The following is a 24,320-nucleotide window of genomic DNA, read 5'->3' on the forward strand; positions in this document are numbered from 1 at the left end:
CGGACATGGCCGAGACTCAGAAGGCACCACGGCACGATCCCAAAGTGATCAAGGCACTCCGCAACTTCGCCATCTCGATCACCGTTTTCAACATCCTCGGCTTCACCATCTTCGGCTTCGAGCAGCCGTGGACCTGGCCGTTCATCGCCATCCTGACCGGCTACACGATCGAGATCGCGCTGGAGATCATCGGAGCCCGCGCGGAGGGCCGCTCGCCGCGGTTCATGGGCAACGGGGTACGCGGCATGGTGGAGTTCCTCTACCCGGCCCACATCACCAGCCTCGCGCTCAACATGCTGATCTACGTCAACGACCAGGTCTGGGCGATGATGTTCGGGGTGGCGGTCGCGATCGGCGCCAAGTGGGTGCTGCGGGCGCCGGTGCGCGGCCGGCTGCGCCACTACATGAACCCGTCGAACTTCGGCATCGCGGTGATCCTGCTGGTGTTCCCGTGGGCCAGCGTCGCGCCGCCGTACCACTTCACCGAGCACGTCAGCGGTCCCGTCGACTGGATCATCCCGGCGGTCATCGTCCTCGGCGGCACCATGATCAACGGCATGCTCACCGGCCGGATGTGGCTGATCATGGGTTGGCTTGTCGCGTTCGCGCTCCAGGGCATCTTCCGCGGCATCGTGCTGGACACGTCGATACCGGGTGCTCTGATCATGATGACCGGCGTCGCGTTCGTGCTCTTCACCAACTACATGGTCACCGACCCCGGTACGAGCCCGTCGCGTCCCGCCGCCCAGATCGCCTTCGGCGCCGGCGTCGCGATCGTGTACGGCATCATCACCGGCGCCGGCATCGCGTACGGGATCTTCTTCGCCACCGCACTCGTCTGCCTGACCCGCGGCGGCTTCCACTGGGCGCTCTACTTCGTCAACAAGGCCCGCGAGGAGCGCGAGGCGGCCGAGCGTGCCGCCGCCCTGGCGGCAGCACCGCCCGAGCCGGCGGTCGCGGTGGTCTCGCCCAACGGCAAAGACCACACCGAGAAAGAGGTCGTGAACGCATGACGCGGATCGCAATCGTCGGCATGGCCTGCCGCTACCCGGACGCCACTTCGCCCCGCGAGCTGTGGGAGAACGCGCTCGCCGGCCGCCGCGCCTTCCGCCGGCTGCCGGACGTGCGGATGCGGCTCGAGGACTACTGGGACCCGGACCCGGCCACACCGGACCGCTTCTACGCGCGCAACGCCGCGGTCATCGAGGGGTACGAGTTCGACCGGATCGCCTACAAGGTCGCCGGCAGCACGTACCGCTCCACGGACCTCACCCACTGGCTCGCGCTCGACACTGCGGCGCTCGCCCTGGCCGACGCGGGCTTCCCGATGGCCGAGGGGCTGCCCCGCGAACGCACCGCCGTGGTGGTGGGCAACACGCTCACCGGCGAGTTCTCCCGGGCCAACCAGCTGCGGCTGCGCTGGCCGTACGTGCGCCGCATGGTCGCCGCCGCGCTCAAGGAGCAGGAGTGGGACGACGACCAGCTGACCTCGTTCCTGGACGGCTTCGAGTCGACGTTCAAGAGCCCCTTCCCGGCGGTCGACGAGGACACCCTGGCCGGTGGCCTCTCCAACACGATCGCCGGCCGGATCTGCAACCACTTCGACCTCAAGGGCGGCGGCTTCACGGTCGACGGCGCCTGCTCCTCCTCGCTGCTGTCGGTCGCGACCGCGAGCAAGAACCTCATCGACGGTGAGGTGGACGTCGCGGTCGCCGGCGGGGTGGACCTCTCGATCGACCCGTTCGAGATCATCGGGTTCGCCAAGACCGGTGCGCTCGCCAAGGGCGACATGAAGGTGTACGACCGCGGTTCCAACGGCTTCTGGCCGGGCGAGGGCTGCGGGATGGTCGTGCTGATGCGGGAGCAGGAGGCGGTCGCCGCCGGGCACCGCGTCTACGCCACGATCGCCGGCTGGGGGATCTCCTCGGACGGCAAGGGCGGCATCACCCGGCCCGAGGTGAGCGGGTACCAGCTCGCACTGCGCCGCGCGTACGAGCGGGCCGGCTTCGGCATCGGCACGGTGAGCCTCTTCGAGGGACACGGCACCGGCACCGCGGTCGGCGACGCGACCGAGCTCCAGGCGCTGTCGCTGGCCCGGCGGGGCGCCGACCCCGACGCGGCACCCGCCGCGATCAGCTCGGTGAAGGCGATGATCGGCCACACCAAGGCCGCCGCCGGCGTGGCCGGCCTCATCAAGGCCGCGATGGCGGTACACCAGGAGGTCCTGCCGCCGGCGATCGGCTGCGTCGACCCGCACCCGTTGCTGACGGAGGACTCGGCGGCGCTGCGGGTGCTGCGCAAGGCCGAGGCGTGGCCTTCCGGCATGCCGGTGCGCGCCGGTATCACGGCCATGGGGTTCGGCGGCATCAACACCCACGTGGTACTGGACAAGTCGGACCTGCCGCGGCGTACCTCGTTCGACACCCGTACCCGCGCGCTGGCCTCGTCGGCGCAGGACGTCGAGCTGCTGGTCGTCGACGGCGCGACGCCGCAGGAGCTGCGCGAGCGGCTGGGCCGGCTGGTCGACTTCGTGCCCGCGCTGGCGTTCGCCCAGCTCGCCGACCTGGCCGCCACGCTCCACCGGGAGCTGCGCGACCTGCCGTACCGCGCGGCCGTCGTGGTCTCCTCGCCGGACGACGCGGAGGCCCGGCTGCGCCGGGTCTGCGACGCGCTCGACGCCGGTGAGACCACGCTCTTCGCCGCCGACGGGCGCAGCTTCCTCGGCCACGCCAGCGGGCCCGGCCGGATCGGGTACCTCTTCCCGGGCCAGGGCTCGGGAAGGGGCACGAGCGGCGGTGCGCTGCGCCGCCGGTTCCCCGAGGTGGACGAGGTGTACGCCGGGGCGGCGCTGCCCACCGGCGGCGACATGGTGGCCACCGCGGTGGCCCAGCCGCGGATCGTCACCGGTTCGCTGGCCGGCCTGCGCGCCCTCTCCACCCTCGGCCTGGAGGCGACCGTCGCGGTCGGCCACAGCCTGGGCGAGATCTCGGCGCTTCAGTGGGCCGGCGCGATGGACGAGGAGACGCTGCTGCGCGTCGCCGCCGTCCGGGGCCGGACGATGACCGAGCACAGCGCCTCCGGCACCATGGCCGGCATCGGTGCGTCGCCGGAGACGGTCAGCGCGCTCATCGCCGGCCTGCCGGTCGTGATCGCCGGCTACAACGGGCCGACCCAGACGGTCATCGCCGGCACGGTCGAGGCGATCGAGGCGGCCGCCGGCAAGGCCGCCGAGGCCGGCCTCCAGTGCACCCGGCTGTCGGTGTCGCACGCGTTCCACTCGCCGCTGGTGGCACCGGCGGCGGCCGCGTTCGGCGACCGGCTCGCCGCCGAGCGGTTCGGCCGGGTCGGGCGGCGCATCGTCTCCACCGTCACGGGTGAGGCGCTGGCGCCGGAGACCGACGTACCGGCCCTGCTGCACCGGCAGATCACCGACCCGGTGCTCTTCGCCCAGGCGGTCGCGCTCGCCGCGAAGGACATCGACCTGCTCGTCGAGGTCGGGCCGGGGCGGGTGCTCAGCGGGCTCGCCAGCGGCACCACGGACGTGCCGGCGGTCGCCCTGGACACCGACGACGAGTCGCTGGCCGGGCTGCTTCGCGTGGTCGCCGCCGCGTACGTCGTCGGCGCCGCGGGCGTGCACGCCACGCTGTTCCACGGCCGGTTGACCCGGCCGCTCCAGGTGGGCGCCGAGTTCAAGTTCTTCGCCAGCCCGTGCGAGGCCGCCCCGGTGGTGGACGTGCGGGGCGGCGTAGGGCAGGCCGCGGTCGCGGCCACGAGCGCGCCCGCGCTGCCCGCCGACCCGACCGAGTCCAGTGTGGACGTGCTGCGACGGCTGGCGGCCGAGCGGGCCGAGCTGCCGATGGACATGGTCCGCGAGGACAGCCGGCTCCTGGACGACCTGCACCTGAGCTCGATCACGGTCGGCCAGGTGATGAACCAGGCCGCCCAGCACCTCGGCCTGTCACCGGCCCAGGCACCGACCAACTTCGCCACCGCGACGGTGGGGGAGCTGGCCAAGGCCCTCGCCGAGCTGGCCGAGACCGCCCAGGAGGCGGACGCGGCCGGGCCGAAGCTCGTCGCGGGCGCCGCCGTGTGGGCCCGGCCGTTCACGGTCGACCTCGACGAGGTACCGCTGCCGGCCCGCGCCGCGACCGAGCACAACGGCCCGTGGCGGGTGTACGCGGCCGGGGACAGCCAGCTCGCCGAGTCCCTGCGCGGGGTGCTCGAGCACGGCAAGGTCGGCGGCGGCGTGCTCGTCTGCCTGCCCGAGGACTGCACCGAGCAGCACCTGGAGGTGGCGCTGTGGGGTGCCAAGGCGGTCGCGACCGGCGCCGCCGCCAACCGGTTCGTGCTCGTGCAGCACGGCCGAGGCGCGGCTGGCCTGGCCAAGACGCTCCGGCTGGAGGCGCCGCACGTGCGCACCACGATCGTGCACCTGCCGCCGACGCCCGACGCGCCCGACCGGGTGCTCGCGGAGGTGGCCGCGACCGCGACCTTCAGCGAGGTGTACTACGACGCGGCCGGCGTGCGGCGGGTGCCGACGCTGCGCCCGATGCCGGTCCGGCCGGCCCGCACGCAGCAGCCGCTGGACGACACCGACGTGCTGCTCGTGACCGGCGGCGGCAAGGGCATCACCGCCGAGTGCGCGCTCGCGGTGGCCGCCGACACCGGCGCCGCCCTGGCGGTGCTGGGCCGCTCCGACCCGGACGCGGACCCGGAGCTCGCGGACAACCTGCGCCGCATGGCGGACGCCCGCGTGCGCGTGCACTACGCCCGGGCGGACGTCACCGACCCGGAGCAGGTGCGGCAGGCGGTCGCGAGCGTGACGGCCGAGCTGGGCCCGGTCACCGCTGTGCTGCACGGCGCGGGTCGCAACGAGCCGGCCGCGCTGACCAGCCTCGACCAGGCCGCGTTCCGCCGTACCTTCGCCCCGAAGATCGACGGGCTGCGCGCGGTGCTGGACGCGGTCGACGGCGACCGGCTGCGGCTGCTCGTCACGTTCGGCAGCATCATTGGCCGGGCGGGGCTGCGTGGCGAGGCGCACTACGCCACCGCCAACGACTGGCTGGCCGACCTCACCACCGAGTACGCGCGGGAGCACCCGCATTGCCGCGCCCTCTGCCTGGAGTGGTCGGTCTGGTCCGGCGTGGGCATGGGCGAGCGGCTATCGGTCGTCGAGGGCCTCTACCGCGAGGGCATCACGCCGATCTCGCCCGACCAGGGCGTGGAGATCATGCGGCGGCTGCTCGACGACCCCGACGCGCCCGGCGTGGTCGTGGTCAGCGGGCGGACCGAGGGCATCGACACGGTACGCCGCGAGCTGCCCGGCCTGCCGCTGCTGCGCTTCGTCGAGAAGCCCCTGGTCCGGTACCACGGGGTCGAGCTGGTCACCGAGGTGGAGCTGAACGCGGGCACCGACCTGTACCTGGCCGACCACCGCCTCGACGGCAACCTGCTCTTCCCGGCGGTGTTCGGCATGGAGGCGATGGCCCAGGTGGCCACCGCGGCAACCGGCCGGGGCACCGTACCCGTGCTCGAGCGGGTCGAGTTCGAACGGCCGATCGTCGTGCCGCCGGAGGGGAGCACCACCATCCGGATCGCGGCGGTCGTCACCGACGACGACACCGTGGATGTCGCGATCCGCAGCTCGGAGACCAGGTTCGCGGCCGACCACTTCCACGCCCGGCTGCGCTTCATCGGCGCGGGCGTGCCGGACGGGGCGCCGTACCAGGTCGCCGAAGGGCTGCCGGCGGTGCCGCTGGACCCCGCCCGCGACCTGTACGGGGACACGCTGTTCCAAGGTGGACGGTTCCACCGGCTGGTCCGCTACCACCGGGCGGCCGCCCGGCACGTCGACGTCGACGTGGCCGCGGTCGAGGCGGGAAACTGGTTCGCCAGCTTCCTCCCCGGCGAGCTGCTGCTCGGCGACCCGGGCATGCGGGACGCGCTGATGCACGGCAACCAGGTCTGCGTACCGCACGCCACGCTGCTGCCGGCCGGCATCGAGCGGGTGCACCCCGGGGGCGACAAGCTCGCCGCCGCCGGCGAGCTGCGCTTCTGCGCCACCGAGCGCAGCCGCGACGGGGACACGTACGTCTACGACATCGCCGTACGCACCAGGGACGGCGAGGTCGTCGAGCGGTGGGACGGGCTGCGCCTCCAGGCCGTACGCAAGAAGGACGGCCGGGGTCCGTGGGTCGCCCCGCTGCTCGGGCCGTACCTGGAAAGGGCGCTGGAGGACCTGCTCGGCGCGCGGATGGCGGTGGCGGTCGAGCCGTACCCCGGTGGCCGGGAGGCGCAACACCGCGACCAGACGGCGCTGACGGCAGGCCGCGCACTCGGCGGCCCGACCTCGGTCGGGTACCGGCCGGACGGGCGCCCCGAGATCGACGGCGACCGGGCCATCTCGGCCTCGCACGGCGGCGGCGTCACGCTCGTCGTGGCGGCCCCCGGCACGGTCGGCTGCGACGTGGAACCGGTCGCCGAGCGGGACCCGGCGGCGTGGCGCGCGCTGCTCGGCGGGCACGCCGGCCTGGCCGAGCTGGTCCGCGCCGAGCTGGGCGAGTCGGCGGACGCGGCGGCAACTCGGGTGTGGGCGGCCATGGAGTGCCTACAGAAGGCGGGCCTCCCGGCACACGCGCCGCTCACCGTGACCCCACGGCGGCAGGACGCCTGGCTGGTGCTCGCCTCCGGCACGCTCCGGATCGCCACGCTGGTCACGAGCCTGCGGGACGCCGCCGAACCGGTCGCGATCGCGATCCTCACCGAGGGATGGAAGTAGCAGATGGACAAGTACTTCGAGTACCCGCACACGGTCGGCTTCGAGGAAACCAACATCGTCGGCAACGTCTACTACGTCAACTACCTGCGGTGGCAGGGGCGTTGCCGGGAGATGTTCCTCAAGGAGCGGGCGCCGGCGGTCCTCGCCGACCTCCAGGACGACCTCAAGCTCTTCACGCTGAAGGTGGACTGCGAGTTCTACGCCGAGATCACCGCGTTCGACGAGCTCTCCATCCGGATGCGCCTGGTCGACCTGGCCCAGACCCAGGTCGAGTTCAGCTTCGACTACGTGCGGCTCGAGCCGGGCGGCGGGGAGACCCTCGTCGCCCGGGGCCGGCAGCGGGTGGCCTGCATGCGCGGGCCGAACACCGCCACCGTGCCGACCCGGGTGCCGGAGTCGCTGGCCCAGGCCCTCGAGCCGTACGCGCCTGCCCGGGTGTAGCCATGGGAGAGGTGAGCGTCAACGGATCCGGGCCGTCCGGCGAGGTCACCGACACGAAGGTGCTCCGGCGTGCGTTCGGCACCTTCGCGACCGGCGTCACGGTCGTCACCGTGGGCGGCAGCGTCGCGCACGGGATGACCGCCAACTCCTTCACGTCGGTGTCACTGGACCCGCCGCTGGCGTCGGTGTGCGTGGACCAGGACGCGATCATGCACACCAACCTGACGGCGGCGGGCAGCTTCGGCGTGTCCATCCTCGCCGCCGACCAGGAGGACGTGGCGCGGCACTTCGCCAACCGGTGGCGGCCGCTGGGGATGGCGCAGTTCGAGCAGGTGTCGTGGGAACCCGGCCGGCTCACCGGCGCGCCGCTGATCGCCGGTGCCGTCACGCACTTCGAGTGCGAGCTGTGGCGCTCGTACGGCGGCGGCGACCACACCATCTTCCTCGGCAAGGTGGTCTCCCTGTACCGGTGCTCCGACGACGACGTGCTGGTGTTCATCAACGGCCGGTTCCGCGCGGCCGCCGTGTCGAACGAGGTGTCCACATGACGCTCGCCCCTGCTCGACGCGTGCCGCCCGGACCCCCGGCCCGGATGGCGCCCGCGCTGCTGTGGAAGCTGGTCCGGGACCGGCTCGGGCTGATGTCGTCGGCCGCCGCCTACGGCGACGCGGTGCGGATCGCCATCGGTCCCAAGGTTCTCTACTTCTTCAACCACCCCGACCACGCCAAGTACGTCCTGGCGGACAACCCGACCAACTACCACAAGGGCGTGGGGCTGGCGCAGGCCAAGCGGGCGCTCGGCGACGGGCTGCTCACCAGCGAGGGCGAGCTGTGGCGCAAGCAGCGCAAGGTGATCCAGCCGGTGTTCCAGGCCAAGCGGATCGCGCAGCAGGCCAACGTCGTCGCGGAGGAGGCGGCCGGGCTTGTCGCCCGGCTGCGCGCGCACGCCGGGGGTGAGCCCATCGACGTGGTACCCGAGATGACCGGGCTCACCCTCGGCGTGCTCGGCCGCACGCTGCTCGACAGCGACCTGGGCGGCTTCAGCACGGTCGGGCAGTCGTTCGAGGCGATGCAGGACCAGGCCATGTTCGAGATGGTCTCGATGAGCATGGTGCCGATGTGGGTGCCGCTGCCCCACCAGCTGCGCTTCCGCCGCGCTCGCAAGGACCTCCAGCGGATCGTCGACGACCTGGTCCGGCGGCGCGGCGAGCGCCCGCCGGGGGACGACGCGCTGTCCCGGCTGATCGAGTCGACGACCCGCGAGGCGGACCCGCTGGTCGGGCGGCAGCGGATGCGCGACGAGATGGTCACGCTGCTGCTGGCCGGTCACGAGACCACGGCGAGCACGCTGAGCTGGACCTTCTACCTGGCCGACCAGCACCCGGAGGTGTGGGAGCGGCTGCGGGCCGAGGCGGTCGAGGTGCTCGGTGACCGGCTGCCGACCTTCGAGGACCTGCACCGGTTGCGCTACACCACGATGGTCATCGACGAGGTCATCCGGCTGTTCCCGCCGGTGTGGATGCTCTCCCGGCTGGCCCAGGAGGCCGACGTCGTGGGCGGGTACGACGTACCGGCCGGCTCCGACGTGCTCATCTGCCCGTACACGCTGCACCGGCATCCGGCCTTCTGGGACCAGCCGGAACGCTTCGACCCCGAGCGGTTCGAGCCCGGGCGGGCCGTGGACCGGCCGCGGTACGCGTACATCCCGTTCGGTGCCGGTCCGCGGTTCTGCGTCGGCAACAACCTCGGGATGATGGAGGCCGCGTTCGTCGTGGCGATGGTCGCCCGCGAGCTGCGTCTCACCAAGGTGCCCGGCTACCGCGTCGTCGCCGAGCCGATGCTCTCCCTGCGAGCCCGCGGTGGCCTACCGATGACAGTGCGCACGGCCTGAAGGAGCGTCGACGGACGGTACGGCGCTGGCTTCAACCGGCGCCGTACCAACGACTTCGGGAAGTCGGCCACATCGCTCCGTCCACAATGGCGGCCGTGGGACTCGTTGCCCTGACAAAGATTCGAGCTACCGCGATGTCCGCGGTGGTCCGGACCCAATGTCACTCAGCTTAAGTCGATCGTGAAGCCAGTCCCATCCTGGGCCGCCTTGACCCGCCCCAAGGACCCGGCCGTACCCGGCACTCCGCGCGGCCTCGGAGAATGCCCAGGTCATCGCCTTGATCACTCTAGGCTGGTGGCATTGGGTCAAGACCGCCGCCCGCGGCCCCGCCCTCCGCGGTTCCACAACCCGAGACTCCTCGGCTGGCATCGCCGGCGTGAGGCCGCGACCCATCCGGGCACCGATCAGAGCCGGTCGAATCGTGAACGCTCGTCCGGCGCCGCACCCGGACGCTATCCAGCAGATCGTGGTATTCAGCTGTGGTTATAGCGACAGCTAAATACCACGATCGCTGGCGTGCTCGGACTGGCATGCGGACAAACCAGCTAAAGCACCCAACCCGAGGTGCCGCTGTGGCCAAGCCCGCGAGATCTAGTCGACTTCCTGTCGTCCTGACGGCAGAAAGTCGACTAGATCCAGAGTTTCCGTCGGGAGGGCGCGGACTCGGCGCCGGCACGGCCGGCGGCGAGGCTGGGGTCCACGACCGGCCCTGGGCCGGCACGGCCGGCGGCGAGGCCGCGTCCCGTCTGGCGCGCGCGACGCGGAGCTGGCGCATCTTTGACCGCTTGTTTCCCTTGATCGCTGCGTGCTCCAATCCCATCGCGCCGACGAGGGCGATGGCGGTGGGCAGCTGGCGCTGTCGGAGGGGCGGGCCTTGATCGGTTGGCGCTCTGGTCGTCCGTGGCGAAAAATTGACCCTCCAGGGGCAATTCCTCGCCACGGACGCAGCGCGACACGACGCTGCCTGCGTCGATCAAGGGAAATCCGCCGCATAGGTTGGTGTCTCGGGGACTTTCGCTGGCGCGCTCCGACCAATGGCGCCGATCAAGGGGAACCAAGCCCGAGACCTGGATCTATGAGCCTTCGGAGTCGGGGTCATTGAGTCTGTCCGCAGTCCCTTTGCGGATCTGCTTCGCGTCGGGATTTGAGCCGGCGCGATGTCCGCCGCCGTGTGGCGAGGGGTGGCTTTGTGAGGACTTGTGGTTGCCCTGGCAGCAACAAGTCTTCACAAAGCCTGACGAGCCACTTGCGCGGAGAGCTCTGGTGATCGTTCGCCCAGAATCTGCGGCCCCGTCGGCGTGTCGTGTAGGTATCGGGCGAACGATCACCAGGGAGATCACCAACGGCGCGCGGCGCCAGGCGCGCCCCCACCCGCAGTGCCGTCCCGTCGGCCCTCGACCCGCTTGCTCCTTGGAGCGGGCCAACGCCCGGGGCGCCACCACCCACGGACATCAACAGGTAGCACTGACGCTGGCGCCCCGGGCGTTGGTCTGCTCTGCTCTTGACGGGTCGAGGGACGCCGGGACGGCACTTCCCCCATCCCGGGCGCCGGAGATCGCCGCCGGAGGCAAAGAAGGGGTAGGGCTTGCTCGGCTAGATCCAGCGTTCTTGCGGCGATCTGCTCGCGCTGCCGCCCGCGGGCCGGGGGTTGGGTTGTGAATCGCGGAGGGTGAGGCCGCGGGAGCAGCGGTCTGGACCACGGCGGACATCGCGGTAGCTCAAATGTCCATGATGGAGGACGGGTAAGAGATCCTCGACGGCCGGTCCACACAGGACGATGGGGTGGCCGGCGGTGCCGGCCACCCCTGATGGGTGTCGCCTAGCGGATGTCCGCGTCCGCGACGGCGAAGAGGATGCCGTGCGGCCGGGCGTTGCCGGTCGCGCCGTGGGGCCAGGTGGCCCGGTTGAAGTTGACGCACGGGGTGTGCCGGTGCTCGTCGCGGAACCCCTCGTCCGGCGACAGTTGGCCGCCGAGGCTCACGTTGAACAGGCACAGCTCGTGGTTACCACCGCGACCGGTGGCGGCGAGGAAGTAGTTCGACACCGCGATCCGGCGGGTCTGCTCGGCCTCCTTGTAGAAGCCGCCCGGCCCGATCTGGAAGTTGTCCATGGCGGCCCAGTGCGCGCCGCCCGGCGTGAGGTCCTCGATCGGCACCGCGCTCACCAGCGACGGGCAGTCGCGTTCCGCGCCGCCGGCGCCGATCTCCTCGACGGTGTCGATCCGGCACTTGACGCCTCGGCCGGCGTCGAGCAGCTTCCGGATGTCCAGGGTGAGGAGCATGCCGGTGTCAGTGTCACCGGGTGAGCCGACCCCGCCGCCCGGGATCAACCGGTACAGGTACCGGTCGTCGGGGCTGACCTGGCTCCACGAGGCGCCGTCGACGATGCTGGTCGGCGTCTGCTCGGGGAACAGGCGCTGGAAGGCGTTGAGGTCGTCGTACACCACTCTCCACTGTGGATTAGTGACGGTGATGTCCGGCGCGTAGTACAGGACGCCGCTCAGGTTGGTGGTGAAGGCGCCGCGGTTCTTCGCCTTGTGCGGCATCGCCGTCTCCATCGGACCGAACGGCTCGGTCAGCGCGACGTCCGGCACCTGCCGCGGCCCCGGCGGCAGCTTCGAGACCGAGACCAGCTTCGGCCGCGCGCGGTTGCTGATGTCGAAGATCCGGACGGTGTTGCGGATCAGGATCTCCGCCGGCGGGGGCCCACCGAGGAAGTTGCGCGCCTCGAGGAAGTCACCGGTCACCATCCGGTTGAGGTCCTCGCGTACCGCGACGCCGTGCGGGTTGGCGCAGCTGGACAGCGGCAGCGCCGGGATGTTGTTGCAGACGTCGCCCTCGTCCACAGTGGATGCCGCCGGGATCTCGGCGAGCAGCTCGCCCTTCGGGCTGATCCGGACGATCTCGCCGGGGCTGCCGCCGAACCCGTTGCCGACCCGGGTCTGCCCGTCCGAGTACGTGCAGGGACCGGCGACGTCGGGCCCGCCCAGGTAGGTGCCGTAGGCGGTGCCGTCGGAGAGCACCTGGTACGCGTCGGGCACCGAACCGCACGGGGTCGCCGCGCCCGGCACGACACCGCTGATCCGGACGACCGGCAGGTGCTTGATGTCGAAGACGTAGGTGATGTCGGAGAGCAGGCCTCCGGCGAACACCTTGTCGCCCTTGTGCCACTGGTACTGGAGGTGGTGCGGCTCGTTACCGAACACCGTGTCCATGGTGACGGTGTTGACCACCTTGCCGTAGTGGCGCGACCCCTTTGTCACGTCGATGATCGCCAGGAAGTCGGGCTCCGTGGCGGTCGTCGGGTTGGGCGCGTTGTTGCTCTCGTCCCCGGCCCAGGCCAGCAGGTACTCACGGCGCTGGTCGTGCCGTCCGCGCTCGCCCGTCGCGGCCTTGGTGAGGTGGTTGGTGATGTGGTAGCTCTGCCCGTCGGATGCCACCACGCTGGACGGGACCTCGACGACGCCCCGCGTGTGGGCGTCGGCCCTCGTTGCGAGCCCACCGGTGGTCATTGCCACCACGGCGATCGTGGCTCCTGCCAGAACTCGCCGCAATCTGGTATGAAAAGCACTGAGACTGGACATAAGTGTAGGGTCACAGCCGGGGGGATCGACACGCATCTTCACCCGTGCGCACCATCATCCCGCCCGCGCCGCCAGCGGGCCGCTGACGGCCGTGAGCCGGCCACCGGCCAGCCAATGCGCACCCGACGCCCCGCCGTGGTCGTGGTGTGCCATTCCGCCGAGGAGGCGCGGGTTCAGCGACACGGGCGCGTACAGCCGGGTGCTCTCCGCGCCGGCTTCGTGGCCGGTGCCGAGCCACGCGGCGAAACCGGCGCCGGTGGGTGCCGCGCCCGGGAGCGCGGCGCCGAGCGAGCCGAGGTAGTGGCGGGCGCGCTCGCCGTCCGGCGCGAACGGCGCGGCCACGAGCTGCCCCGCCGGTACCGCCAGCAGCGGCGGGCTGAAGAGCCAGGGTGCCAGGTACGTGGCCTCGGCCCGCGCGCCGCCGGTCAGGACACCGTCGAGCGCCGCGGCCGCCGCCTCCCAGCCGGCCACCACGACCGCCGGCCCCTTCGCCGGCGCCCCCTCCGGCAGCACCGTGACGCCTTCGCGGGCCGCGGCGGCGCGGACCACCTCGGCGGCCGCCGCCGAGCGCGGTGACGCGTCTGTCACCAGCGTGATGGCGCGGTCCTTCCGGGCGGCGACAAAGCCGACCGTCGCGCGCAACGCGGCACCGTCCACAGGCGACAGCTGGTCGGCGGGACACGCCGCCGGGGTCGCCGTGCCCGCGAGATGGGCGCCGAGGACCGCGCTGGCACACTCCGGCCCGTCGGGCCCGCGCAGGTCGACCGCCGCCGGCTCCCGGCCGGTGTCCACAGTGAGCATCGCCGTGTGACCGTCCTGGCGTACCCACAGGCGGCTCGACCCCTCGGGCAGCTTCACCAGCGCCCACGCACCTTCGGCACCGGGCCGGCTGTTTGCGGGCGACATGTGATCTCGTCGCGTACCGGCTGCGGCGCCCGCGCCGGACAGCAGGACGAGATTCCACCCAGGACGCTCGGGGGCGACCAGGACCGACATCGCGTGTCCGTCCACTGTGACCCGGTGCACGAGGTCGCCGGTGGGCTCCGGTGTGCCCGGCACGACGGCCACGACCCCGAGGGCTGCGACGAACAGCAGAGCCGACATGGCGATTTCGATGGCGGTTGAGCGCCAGCGCGTCATAGACGCAGCTTAATGCAATAAACGCCATGAGCATCTCGCGTCAGCACGCACGAAGAAGGACGCCGTCGATTCCCGGGAGCAAGCTGGTCTCGACAGTGGTCGAAAGGAGTGGGCCGTGGCGGATCTAAATGTGGGTTCGGCTCCTCCCGGCCGAGCCGCAGCCTGGCAGCCGCAGGGTGAAGGCCAGTGGGCGCTCGGGCATCGCGAACCGCTCAACGACAACGAGCGGATCAAGAGGGACGACGACCCGCTTAACGTGCGGGAACGCATCGAGACGACGTACTCCCGCCGTGGTTTCGCCTCGATCGACCCGGACGACCTGCACGGGCGCTTTCGCTGGATGGGGCTCTACACGCAGCGCAGGCCTGGCATCGACGGCGGACGCACTGCGGTGCTGGAGCCGCACGAGCTGGACGACGAATACTTCATGATGCGTATCCGCGCCGACGGCGGGCAACTCGACCTGGCACAGCTGCGTACGGTGGCGCGGATCTCGCGGACCTACGCGCGGGACACGGCCGATATCACCGATCGGCAGAATATCCAGCTGCACTGGGTGCGGATCGAGGACGTCCCAGCCATTTGGGAGCAGATCGAGGCGGTCGGACTCTCCACGATGGAGGCCTGCGGAGACTGCCCGCGGGTGATCTGCGGCAGCCCGGTCGCCGGTGTGGCCGAGGCGGAGATCGTCGACCCGACACCGGCCATCCGGGAGATCGTCGACACCTACCTCGGCGACCCCGACTACGCCAACCTGCCGCGCAAGTTCAAGAGCTCGGTCGCCTGGCTGCCGGACACCCCGTACCAGACGAACGACCTCGCCTTCGTCGGCACGATCCATCCCGACCTCGGGCCGGGGTTCGACCTGTGGGGTGGCGGCGGCCTCTCCACCAACCCGCGCCTCGCCGAGCGCCTCGGCGCCTGGGTGCCGATGCACGAGATACCCGAGGTGTGGGCGGCGGTCGTCCGGCTCTTCCGCGAGTACGGGTACCGCCGCCTGCGCAGCCGGGCCCGGCTCAAGTTCCTCTTCGCGGACTGGGGTGCGGCGCGGGTACGCGAGACGCTGGAGGACGAGTTCCTCGGCCGGCCGCTCGTCGACGGCCCGGCACCGGAGCTGCCCGACCGCCCGATCGACCACGTCGGCGTTCACCGCCAGTGGGACGGCAACCGGTACGTGGGTGTCGCGCCGATCGCCGGCCGTACCTCCGGCACGTCGCTGGATCGGGCGGCGGACGCCGTCGAGGCGCATGGCAGCCACCGGGTGCGGCTCACCCCGTACCAGAAGCTGCTGGTCCTCGACGTGGCGCCGGAGCGGACCGAGCCGCTGATCGCGGCGCTGCGTGAGGCCGGCCTGTCGGCCCGCCCAACGACCTGGAGGCGCAACACGATGGCTTGTACCGGCATCGAGTTCTGCAAGCTCGCGATCGTCGAGACCAAGGCACGGGCGGTCTCGCTCGTCGGCGAGATCGAGCGCCGCCTGGCCGACCTTGACGTGGACATCTCCGTCAACGTGAACGGATGCCCGAACGCCTGTGCCCGCACCCAGGTCGCCGACATCGGGCTGAAAGGCCAGCTGGTGCCCGGGCCGGATGGCACGACGGTGGAGGGGTTCCAGATCCACCTCGGCGGCGGGCTCGCGCTGGGTCGGGGCCAGCGCAGCGACTTCGGCCTGAAGCTGCGCGGCCTGAAGACCTCTGCCAGCGAGCTGCCCGACTACGTGGAACGGGTGGCCCGAAACTACGCCACGCAGCGAACAGAAGGCGAGACATTCGCCGAGTGGGTGCTCCGTGCCGACAAGACCAGCCTTTCGTGAGGTCGAGATGACGACCGCGCTGCGCGACCTGGCCGACCAGGCGTCGACCACCCTGGAGGGCAGGCCCGCCGAGGAGATCGTGGAATGGGCCGCGACCCAGTTCGGCGAGCGGTTCTGTGTGACGAGCTCGTTCGCCGACGCCGTGCTCGTGCATCTGGCGTCTCGGGTGGTGCCCGGCATCGACGTGGTATTTCTCGACACCGGATTGCATTTCGCGGAGACCCGGCACGTCCGCGAGCTCGTGCAGCTCGCGATGCCGGTGACCGTCAAGTCTGTGCGACCCGAGCTGACCGTGGCCCAGCAGGACGCCAGGTACGGCCCGCGCCTCTACGAACGCGACCCGGACCACTGCTGCGACATGCGCAAGGTGCAGCCGTTGCGGCGCACGCTGGAGGGCTACGACGCGTGGGCCGCCGGACTACGCCGCGACGAGTCCCCGACCCGGGCGGACACGCCTGTTGTCGGGTACGACGCCAGCCGCGGCAAGATCAAAGTAGCGCCGCTCGCCGCGTGGACCGAGGCGGACGTGCGGGAGTACATCGACCGGTACGACGTGCCGGTCAACGCGCTGCTGCGCCAGGGGTACGCGTCCGTCGGCTGCTGGCCGTGCACCCGCCGGACGCCGCCCGGTGCCGACCCGCGGGCAGGCCGCTGGCCGATGTTCGACAAGACCGAGTGCGGCCTGCACGCCTGAGCGCCACACCGGCGCTGGCGCTACCCGTGACGGCGTTCGGGCTGCTCCTGGGTCGCCGCGGAGCCGGCGAGGCGATCGGTGATGTGGCCCGCACGGTGCAACCAACGCACGGTGTCCAACATGGTCGTCTCAAGTGGATGGTGGTGCGGCCCGAGCAGCGCGGCGGTGGCGCTGGTGTCGACGGCGCGGCCTACCAAGCAGGTGTAGATCGCGCCGTACTCCGCCGGGATGTGCGCGGGGACGATCCGCTGCGTCAGCCCGGTCAGGGCACCTACCGGCAGCATCGCGCGAGCGGGGAGGTGGATGGCGGGCAGCGCGCGACCGGTGACCCGCCGCAGCGTCTGGACGAGCTCGCGGGTGCTGACATACGAACCGGGGGCGAAGTACCGGCGCGGCCCCTGCCCGGGCCGCAGGACGGCGGCGTGCAACCCGGCGACGTCGCGTACGTCCCCGATCGGAAACCCGCCCGAAGGCCACATCGGCATCAGACCCCGCAACGCGTTGCGGATCCTGCTGGTCTGGTCGCCGAGATGCGGATCGTGCGGGCCGAGGGTGGCCAGCGGATAGGTGATCACCACCGGCTCGCCGGCGTCCTGCCGCCGCCGGGCGACAAGCTCCGCCGCGGCCTTGGTCGCCATGTAGGTCTCTCGGGGAGCGCCCACCGGGCTGTCCGTGGTGATCGGGTCCTCCGCGCTCGGCAGCAGAGCGGCGAAGCTGGAGACGTACACGATCGGGTCGGCGCCGGCATCCCGGGCGGCGTCGAGCACCACCTCGGTACCGCGAACGTTGACCGCGCGCATCCGGGTGTGCTCCCGGGTGTCGAAGCTGTACACCGACGCGGCATGCAGCACCGCGTCGCATCCGCGCATCGCCAGGGCCACGGCCGCCGCGTCGGTGACGTCGCCGCGCGCCACGTCCACCGCCGCCGGGTCCACGCCGAGCGGGCCGAGCGCGGGAACGACCCGGGTCGGGGCGCGGACCAGCAGGCGCACCTCATGGCCGGCCGCAAGGATCCGCGCCACCGAGTGGGAGCCGAGAAAGCCGGTACCTCCGGTCACCAGAACACGCACGTTGACAGCGTGCGATCCCGCGCAACCGGTGTCATCCTCCGGATTGCCTTGCCCGGTTGCTTGCCCGGTGTCCCGAAAGGAATGGGCAGGTGGTGCCCCCGGTGGGATTCGAACCCACACTGTCGGAGGTTTGAGCTCCGTTCCTCTGCCGGTTGGGATACGGGGACGGCCGGTCGGGTCGGGCCCTGACCGCGACCAGACTACCCACTACGCTGAGGGCGGCGACACCCGACGGGTCGGTGTGTCGAAAGCAGATGCCGGGGAGCACCGTGAGGGGTAGGGGTTCGTGGCCGACACGCAGGTGGGTGCCGAGCGCAGGCGGGTGCTGATCGCCGAGGACGAGGCGCTCATCCGCCTGGACCTGGCCGAGATGCTGGTCGAGGAGGGCTACGACGTGGTCGGCGAGGCCGGCGACGGCGAGACCGCCGTTCGGCTCGCCCTGGACCTCAAGCCCGACCTGGTCATCCTCGACATCAAGATGCCGATCATGGATGGGCTCGCCGCCGCCGAGCGGATCGCGGCGGAGCGGGTGGCGCCGGTCGTCATCCTCACCGCGTTCAGCCAGCGCGACCTGGTGGAGCGGGCCCGTGCGGCCGGCGCGATGGCCTACCTGGTCAAGCCGTTCCAGAAGAGCGACCTGGTGCCGGCCATCGAGATCGCTCTCTCCCGCTACCAGGAGGTCGCCGCGCTGGAGGCCGAGGTGGCCGGGCTGACCGACCGGCTGGAGACCCGCAAGGCCGTGGAGCGGGCCAAAGGCACCCTCATGACCACATATGGGATGACCGAGCCGCAGGCCTTCAAGTGGATCCAGCGCACCGCGATGGACCACCGTATGACCATGCGAGAGGTGGCCGAGCGGATCTTGACAGAGACGCCGACCGAAGGCTCCGAGCAGCCCAAACAGTAGCTGTTTATGACACCGTTACCGTCTGGCCGAGCACGCTACGTAACGGTTTCGTCAACTGCTCCGTCAAGCCCTTACGGGCCGCCCGCCTGGTGGGATAACGTCCCGGCGCAGACCGAGATAGCGGTCGGGCTCGTCTGTCCCGCAAGAGCCAATCGGCAGTGGGTGGTTCGGGCCATTTGATGGAGGAGGGTTCGAGCCTTGAGGCAGAAGCTCGCGCGGGCGTTCGGTGGCATCGTCGTCGCCGCGCTCGTATTCGGTGGTGCCGCGTGTCAGGCCGGAGAAGACAGTGACAGCGACAGCGGCAGCGGCGCCAACGCCGCCTGCGGCTTGAAGATCGGCTTCTTCGGTGCGCTCACCGGTGACGCGGCCGGCTTGGGTATTCACATGCGCAATGGCACGAAGCTGGCCATTGACCAGTACAACAAGGACAACGCCGACTGCACCGCTGAGATCGTGGAGTACGACTCCCAGGGCGACCCGGCCAAGGCCCCGGCCCTGGCCACGCAGGCGGTCGGCGACCAGAAGGTGATCGCCATCATCGGCCCGGCGTTCTCGGGTGAGTCCGAGGTCGCGGACCCGATCTTCCAGTCGGGCACCCTGCCCACCATCACCCCGTCGGCGACCCGCCCGAGCCTGAGCACCAAGGGCTGGAGCGTCTTCCACCGGGGTGTGGGCAACGACGAGTCGCAGGGCCCGGCCGCCGGTCGGTACATCAAGAACGTTCTGAAGGCCGAGAAGGTCTACGTCGTCGACGACCAGTCGGCGTACGGCGCGGGCCTGGCCGACGAGGTCAAGAAGGTCATCGGCGCCCCGGCCGGCGAGGACAAGGTCGCGGTCAAGCAGACCAACTTCTCGGCGGTCGTCACCAAGATCAAGAACTCGGGCGCCACGGCGCTGTTCTTCGGTGGCTACTACACCGAGGCCGGCCTGCTGCTCAAGCAGCTCAAGGGCGCGGGCTGGACCGGCACGATGATCGCTGGTGACGGTGTCAACGACGCCAACTTCATCACGGTCGCCGGCCAGCAGGCCGCCGAGGGCACGATCCTGACCTGCCCGTGCGCGCCGGCGACGGAGGCCAAGGGCACGTTCGTGACCGACTACAAGGCCGCGTTCGACAACGCCGAGCCCGGTACCTACGCGGACGTGTCGTACGACATCACCAAGATCGTTCTTGAGGGCCTGAAGGACGGCAAGTCGACCCGCGCCGACATGCTCGCCTGGATCAAGGCCTACAACAAGGCGGGCCAGGCCACGGGTGTGACCTACAAGTTCGAGAGCAACGGCGAGCTTGACCCCACCCAGGTCCTCGTCTGGGCGTTCAAGGTCGAGGCCGGGAAGGTTGTTCCGGACGTGGAGATCCCGAAGGCCTAACGGCCATTTCGGGTCACCGAGTCACGTGGGTGCGGCCGGGAGCAGGCGCTCCCGGCCGCACCTGACTATGCAGACACTTTCCCCTGGAGCACTACTTGGACTTCGACGGCTTGCTGCGGGACTTCCCCGACCTGACCACCACCGGCCTCGCGCAGGGCGCCATCTACGCGCTCGTCGCTCTCGGCTACACCCTGGTGTACGGTGTCCTGCGCCTCATCAACTTCGCCCACTCCGAGGTCTTCATGATCGGCACGGTTGCCGCTCTGGGGACCTGGCAGGCGCTGGGCTACAACCAAAACTCGTCGGTAGGCGGGATCGGGCTCATCCTGCTCCTCCTCCTTGCCGGCCTGGCCGCCGCGGTGGTGGCCTCCACGCTGACCGCGGTCGCGGTGGAACGGGTGGCCTACCGGCCGCTGCGCCGCCGCAACGCCCCACCACTGGCGTTCCTGATTACCGCGATCGGCGCGTCGTTCGTCCTCTTCGAGGCGGTCGGGCTCTTCAGCGACAACCTGCACATCGGCGGCGAGCGGGCGCCGTTCGGCATGGTCACCGTGATCAAGCCGGAAAACGTGATCAGCGTCGGCGGCTGGGACATCACCAACACCCAGATCCTGGTGATCCTGTCGGCCATCGGCATGCTTATCGCCCTCGACACGTTCGTCAACCGCAGCCGCCTCGGCCGGGGTATCCGCGCGGTGGCCCAGGATCCGGACACCGCGGCCCTCATGGGTGTCAACAAGGACCGGGTCATCCTGCTCGTGTTCGTGATCGGCGGCATCATGGCGGGCGCCGCCGCCCTGCTCTGGAACGTCGCCTACACCTTCAGCCGCTTCGACGTCGGCTTCCTCATCGGCCTGAAGGCATTCTCCGCGGCGGTCCTCGGCGGTATCGGCAACCTGCGTGGCGCGCTCCTCGGTGGCCTGCTCCTCGGCGTGGTGGAAAACTACGCTGCTGGACTGTTCGGCGGCGACTGGAAGGACTTCACCGGCTTCGTCGTGCTGATCGTGCTGCTGATGTTCCGACCTACCGGCCTGCTGGGCGAGTCGCTTGGGAGGGCTCGGGCATGAACGCGCACATCGAAAAGGTCAGGTCTCGCGGCGCCTCGATGCGCGCCCGCTGGGACAGCATGCCGCGCCAGGTGCGCTGGGTCGCGCTCCTCGCCCTGATCGTCTTCCTCTACCTGCTGCCGAACCGCTGGTTCTACATCAACCTCTGGTACTTCCGGACGATGGAATCGGACATGGCTACGGTCCTGTTCGAGACCGCGTTCTTCGTGCTGCTAGCCGTCGGCCTGAACGTCGTGGTCGGCTTCGCCGGCCTGCTCGACCTCGGCTATTTCGGCTTCTTCGCGGTCGGCGCGTATACCGTCGCGCTGCTCACCTCCCCGGAGAGCCGGTTCGACATCGGCTGGCCGTGGCTGGCGGCGGTCCCGGCGGCGGTCGCGGTCACGATGATCTCCGGTGTGATCCTGGGCGGTCCGACACTGCGATTGCGCGGGGACTATCTCGCCATCGTGACGCTCGGCTTCGCCGAGATGATCCGCCTTTACGCGTCACGCAACGAGGGCATCGCGAACGGGCAGCGGGGCATCCCCCAGATCCCGCACCCGGTGCCGGACGTGAAGGGGAGCGACGGCCAGTCGCTGTTCGGCGTGGTCGACGCGCGGCCGTACTACTGGCTCACGTTGACGATCATCATTTTCGTGATCCTGGGCGTCCGAAACCTCACCCGCAGCCGGGTCGGCCGGGCCTGGGTGGCGATCCGCGAAGACGAGGACGCGGCGCAGATCATGGGCGTGCCGACGTTCAAGTACAAGCTGTGGGCGTTCGCGATCGGCGCGGCGGTCGGCGGCCTGTCGGGTGCGCTCTTCGCCGGCAAGCAGAGCTTCATCAACTCCGACAGCTTCCAGCTCACGAACTCCATTCTGGTGCTGGCCGCGGTCATCCTCGGCGGTGCGGGCAACATCTACGGCGCGGTCATCGGGGCGTTCATCACCTGGTACCTGCCGGAGTGGGTGCGCGGTATCGGCGGCGCGCTCGGCTTGGAGATCAACGTGGCCGAGTACCGCATCCTGATCTTCGGGGCGGTGCTGATCGTCATGATGATCTTCCGACCGCAAGGCATCCTGCCGAACAGACGACGAGCGGCGGAGTTCGCTGACCGGCGCCAGGAGGCCGCACCGACGGAGGCGAGCACATGACCGACACGGTTCCCGACACGACCGCTCCGGCGAAGGCGCCACCGCGGGAGGCGCTGCTCGAGGTCGATCACGTCACGCTCCGCTTCGGCGGCGTGGTCGCGCTCAACGACGTCGACTTCACGCTGTACAAGGGCGAGATCCTGGGTCTGATCGGGCCCAACGGTGCCGGCAAGACCACCTGCTTCAACGCGATGACCGGTGTGTACACGCCGACGCAGGGGGAGATCCGGTTCAACGGCCAGCGGATCAGCGGCCGGGCCCGCCACAAGATCACCCAGATGGGCATCGCCCGCACGTTCCAGAACATCCGGCTCTTCCCCGAGATGACCGCCCTGGAAAACGTCATGGTCGGTGCCGACGCGCACCACAAGACCAGCGTGGTCTCGGCGCTCTTCCGGCTGCCGCGGTTCTGGAAGGAGGAGCGGAGCGGGCGCGACCGGGCGCACGACCTGCTCCGCTTCGTGGGCATCGCGCGTCCGGGCGAGCTGGCCCGCAACCTGTCGTACGGAGAGCAGCGGCGGCTGGAGATCGCCCGGGCGCTGGCGACCAGCCCGACGCTGCTCTGCCTCGACGAGCCGGCCGCCGGCTTCAACCCGGCCGAGAAGGACTCGCTTCTCCAGCTTATCCGCAAGATCCGCGACACCGGCATCACGGTGCTGCTGATCGAGCACGACATGCGGCTGGTCATGGGCGTCACCGACCGGATCGTGGTGCTGGAGTTCGGCAAGAAGATCGCCGAAGGGCTGCCCGCCGAGGTCCGGGACAACCCGGCCGTCGTCGCCGCGTACCTGGGAGTGCCGACCGATGCTGCTTGAGATCGAAGACCTGACCCTGCTGTACGGGCGCATCCAGGCCCTGCACGGGATCAGCCTGCACGTCAACGAGGGCGAGGTGGTCGCGCTCATCGGGGCGAACGGGGCGGGAAAGACCACCACCATGCGGGCCATCTCCGGCCTCCGCCCGGTGGCGAGCGGAAAGATCATCTTCGGTGGCCGGGACGTCACGAAGATGCGCGCCGACCTGCGAGTGGCCCTGGGCATCGGGCAGGCGCCCGAGGGCCGGGGCGTGTTCCCGGGCATGACGGTGCAGGACAACCTGGAGATGGGTGCGTACACCCGGCGCGACAAGCCCGGCATCACGCAGGACCTGGCGATGGTGTACGACCTGTTCCCCCGGCTCAAGGAGCGGCAGCGGCAGGCCGGCGGCACGCTCTCCGGCGGTGAGCAGCAGATGCTGGCGGTGGGGCGGGCGATGATGACCCGGCCCAAGCTGCTGCTGCTCGACGAGCCCTCGATGGGGCTGGCGCCGATGCTGATCCAGCAGATCTTCGAGATCATCACGCGGATCAACGAGCAGGGCACGACCGTGCTGCTGGTCGAGCAGAACGCGCAGCAGGCGCTCTCCCGGGCGCACCGCGGCTACGTGCTGGAGACCGGCTCGATCGTGAAGGAGGGCAGCGGCCAGGACCTCCTCCACGACCCGGCGGTCAAGGAGGCGTACCTGGGCGTCGCCTGACGTCCAGGGTGGTCCGCGGGCCCGGTCAGGGCTTGCGGGCCACCCCCGCGTACGACGGGAACATGTCGGTGACGTCGCCGTCGGCCCGCCACTCGGCGGGGTCGACGAGCCCCGGCTCGACAAGCTCCAGCCCGTCGAAGAACGCGCCGATCTGCTCCCGGCTGCGCAGGGCCACCGCGTTCGCCTTGGTGTAGCGGTCGGCGACGGCCCGCTGCTCGGCGGTCAGCTCGAACGGGAACGTCGCGACCTGCGAGATCCCGAGGTAGCTGCCCGGCACGATCGCGTCGCGCAGCCGGGCCACGATGCGGGCCGGGTCGTCCGCGTCGGGCACGAAGTGCAGGACCGCCACGATCAGCACGGCGACCGGCTGGGTGAAGTCGAGCGCGCCGGTGACCCGGGGGTCGGAGAGGATCGCGTCGGTGTCGCGGATGTCCGCCTGCACGACGGTCACCCGCTCGTCGCCCTCGACGATGGCGAGGCTGTGCGCCACCGCCACCGGGTCCACGTCGACGTAGACCACCTTGGCGTCCGGCGCGACGCGGTGCGCGGCCTCGTGCACGTTACCCACGGTGGGGATGCCGGAGCCCAGGTCGAGGAACTGCCGGATGCCCGCGGCGGCGAGGAACTCCACCGCGCGGCGCAGGAAGCCCCGGTTGGCGTGGGCGGTCAGACGGATCTGCGGGCCGACCGCGAGGACCTGCTCGGCCATCTGCCGGTCGATGGCGAAGTTGTGCAGGCCGCCGAGCATGTAGTCGTAGATCCGAGCGGTGCTCGGCCGCTCCAGGTCGACCTCGGGTGGCGCCCAAGCCGGCCGGTCCATCGCCGCCTCCAGATTTTGTTCGGTACCCATCGGCGCCTCACCTTACGGGGTTGGCGCATCCCTACGCGTGCCCGCTATAGGAGTGTCGGAGGTCCGG

The 24,320-nt window shown here is 70.7% G+C and carries 17 protein-coding genes and 1 tRNA gene; 13 read left to right on the forward strand and 5 right to left on the reverse strand.

All coding sequences use genetic code 11. The features are described 5' to 3' along the window. The first annotated feature begins 5 nt into the window (after window positions 1–5). The 5 genes from Pflav_RS02295 to Pflav_RS02315 are packed head-to-tail and all read left to right on the forward strand — an operon-like array spanning window position 6 to window position 9,110. Complete coding sequence (locus Pflav_RS02295) at window positions 6–1,013, forward strand: enediyne biosynthesis protein (RefSeq protein WP_173033355.1); 1,008 nt, start codon at window positions 6–8, stop codon at window positions 1,011–1,013. Continuing rightward, window positions 1,010–6,778 (forward strand): type I polyketide synthase, encoded by a 5,769-nt coding sequence (locus Pflav_RS02300; protein ID WP_173033358.1) that lies wholly within the window; start codon window positions 1,010–1,012, stop codon window positions 6,776–6,778. The genes Pflav_RS02295 and Pflav_RS02300 overlap by 4 nt, the downstream gene beginning before the upstream one ends. Window positions 6,779–6,781: 3 nt before the next feature. Then, window positions 6,782–7,219, forward strand: coding sequence for an acyl-CoA thioesterase (locus tag Pflav_RS02305; RefSeq protein WP_173033359.1), 438 nt, complete (start codon window positions 6,782–6,784; stop codon window positions 7,217–7,219). A 2-nt stretch (window positions 7,220–7,221) separates the two neighbouring features. Then, window positions 7,222–7,767, forward strand: a complete 546-nt coding sequence (locus Pflav_RS02310; protein ID WP_173033361.1) for a flavin reductase family protein — start codon at window positions 7,222–7,224, stop codon at window positions 7,765–7,767. After that, window positions 7,764–9,110, forward strand: coding sequence for a cytochrome P450 (locus Pflav_RS02315; protein ID WP_173033363.1), 1,347 nt, complete (start codon window positions 7,764–7,766; stop codon window positions 9,108–9,110). Before Pflav_RS02310 ends, Pflav_RS02315 begins: the two co-directional genes overlap by 4 nt. Window positions 9,111–10,929: 1,819 nt before the next feature. Here Pflav_RS02315 and Pflav_RS02320 read toward each other — a convergent pair. Further along, window positions 10,930–12,627 carry a hypothetical protein gene (locus tag Pflav_RS02320; protein WP_173033365.1) on the reverse strand — a complete coding sequence of 566 codons (1,698 nt, stop codon included), beginning with the start codon at window positions 12,625–12,627 and terminating at the stop codon, window positions 10,930–10,932. Window positions 12,628–12,747: 120 nt separating this feature from the next. Continuing rightward, complete coding sequence (locus Pflav_RS02325) at window positions 12,748–13,797, reverse strand: hypothetical protein (RefSeq protein WP_173033367.1); 1,050 nt, start codon at window positions 13,795–13,797, stop codon at window positions 12,748–12,750. A gap of 151 nt (window positions 13,798–13,948) precedes the next feature. Here Pflav_RS02325 and Pflav_RS02330 point away from each other — a divergent pair, with 151 nt between their 5' ends. Together Pflav_RS02330 and Pflav_RS02335 are read left to right on the forward strand one after the other, a co-directional pair. Then, entirely contained in the window at window positions 13,949–15,646 is a 1,698-nt protein-coding gene (locus Pflav_RS02330) for a nitrite/sulfite reductase (protein WP_173033369.1), read from the forward strand. A 7-nt stretch (window positions 15,647–15,653) separates the two neighbouring features. Next, on the forward strand, window positions 15,654–16,340 hold the full coding sequence (locus Pflav_RS02335; protein ID WP_173033371.1) for a phosphoadenylyl-sulfate reductase: 687 nt from the start codon (window positions 15,654–15,656) through the stop codon (window positions 16,338–16,340). Between the two features lie 20 nt (window positions 16,341–16,360). Here Pflav_RS02335 and Pflav_RS02340 read toward each other — a convergent pair whose 3' ends face one another. Then, window positions 16,361–17,410 carry an NAD-dependent epimerase/dehydratase family protein gene (locus Pflav_RS02340; protein WP_173033373.1) on the reverse strand — a complete coding sequence of 350 codons (1,050 nt, stop codon included), beginning with the start codon at window positions 17,408–17,410 and terminating at the stop codon, window positions 16,361–16,363. 90 nt (window positions 17,411–17,500) lie between these two features. Further along, a tRNA-Leu gene (locus Pflav_RS02345) sits at window positions 17,501–17,577 on the reverse strand. Between the two features lie 119 nt (window positions 17,578–17,696). Between Pflav_RS02345 and Pflav_RS02350 the strand changes: the two genes are divergently transcribed. The 6 genes from Pflav_RS02350 to Pflav_RS02375 all read left to right on the forward strand — a co-directional run bounded on the left by Pflav_RS02350 (window position 17,697) and on the right by Pflav_RS02375 (window position 23,403). Next, the gene (locus Pflav_RS02350; RefSeq protein WP_173033375.1) at window positions 17,697–18,317 is read left to right on the forward strand and encodes an ANTAR domain-containing response regulator; all 621 of its coding nucleotides are present in this window, start codon (window positions 17,697–17,699) and stop codon (window positions 18,315–18,317) included. A gap of 198 nt (window positions 18,318–18,515) precedes the next feature. Next, window positions 18,516–19,688, forward strand: a complete 1,173-nt coding sequence (locus Pflav_RS02355) for a branched-chain amino acid ABC transporter substrate-binding protein (RefSeq protein WP_173033377.1) — start codon at window positions 18,516–18,518, stop codon at window positions 19,686–19,688. Between the two features lie 95 nt (window positions 19,689–19,783). Further along, window positions 19,784–20,755 (forward strand): branched-chain amino acid ABC transporter permease, encoded by a 972-nt coding sequence (locus Pflav_RS02360; protein ID WP_173033379.1) that lies wholly within the window; start codon window positions 19,784–19,786, stop codon window positions 20,753–20,755. Window positions 20,756–20,793: 38 nt separating this feature from the next. Then, a complete protein-coding gene (locus tag Pflav_RS02365; RefSeq protein WP_197938902.1) occupies window positions 20,794–21,888 on the forward strand; it encodes a branched-chain amino acid ABC transporter permease in 1,095 nt (364 codons plus the stop codon). Beyond that, a complete protein-coding gene (locus Pflav_RS02370; protein ID WP_173033383.1) occupies window positions 21,885–22,703 on the forward strand; it encodes an ABC transporter ATP-binding protein in 819 nt (272 codons plus the stop codon). The genes Pflav_RS02365 and Pflav_RS02370 overlap by 4 nt, the downstream gene beginning before the upstream one ends. Next, window positions 22,693–23,403, forward strand: coding sequence for an ABC transporter ATP-binding protein (locus Pflav_RS02375; protein WP_173033385.1), 711 nt, complete (start codon window positions 22,693–22,695; stop codon window positions 23,401–23,403). The genes Pflav_RS02370 and Pflav_RS02375 overlap by 11 nt, the downstream gene beginning before the upstream one ends. Window positions 23,404–23,428: 25 nt before the next feature. Here the strand turns inward: Pflav_RS02375 and Pflav_RS02380 are convergent, their stop codons facing one another. Further along, window positions 23,429–24,253: an SAM-dependent methyltransferase gene (locus tag Pflav_RS02380; RefSeq protein WP_232070935.1), complete on the reverse strand. Its 825-nt coding sequence runs from the start codon at window positions 24,251–24,253 to the stop codon at window positions 23,429–23,431. Between the last annotated feature and the right edge of the window lie 67 nt (window positions 24,254–24,320).

This window comes from Phytohabitans flavus (genome assembly GCF_011764545.1).
Taxonomy (GTDB): Bacteria; Actinomycetota; Actinomycetes; order Mycobacteriales; family Micromonosporaceae; genus Phytohabitans; species Phytohabitans flavus.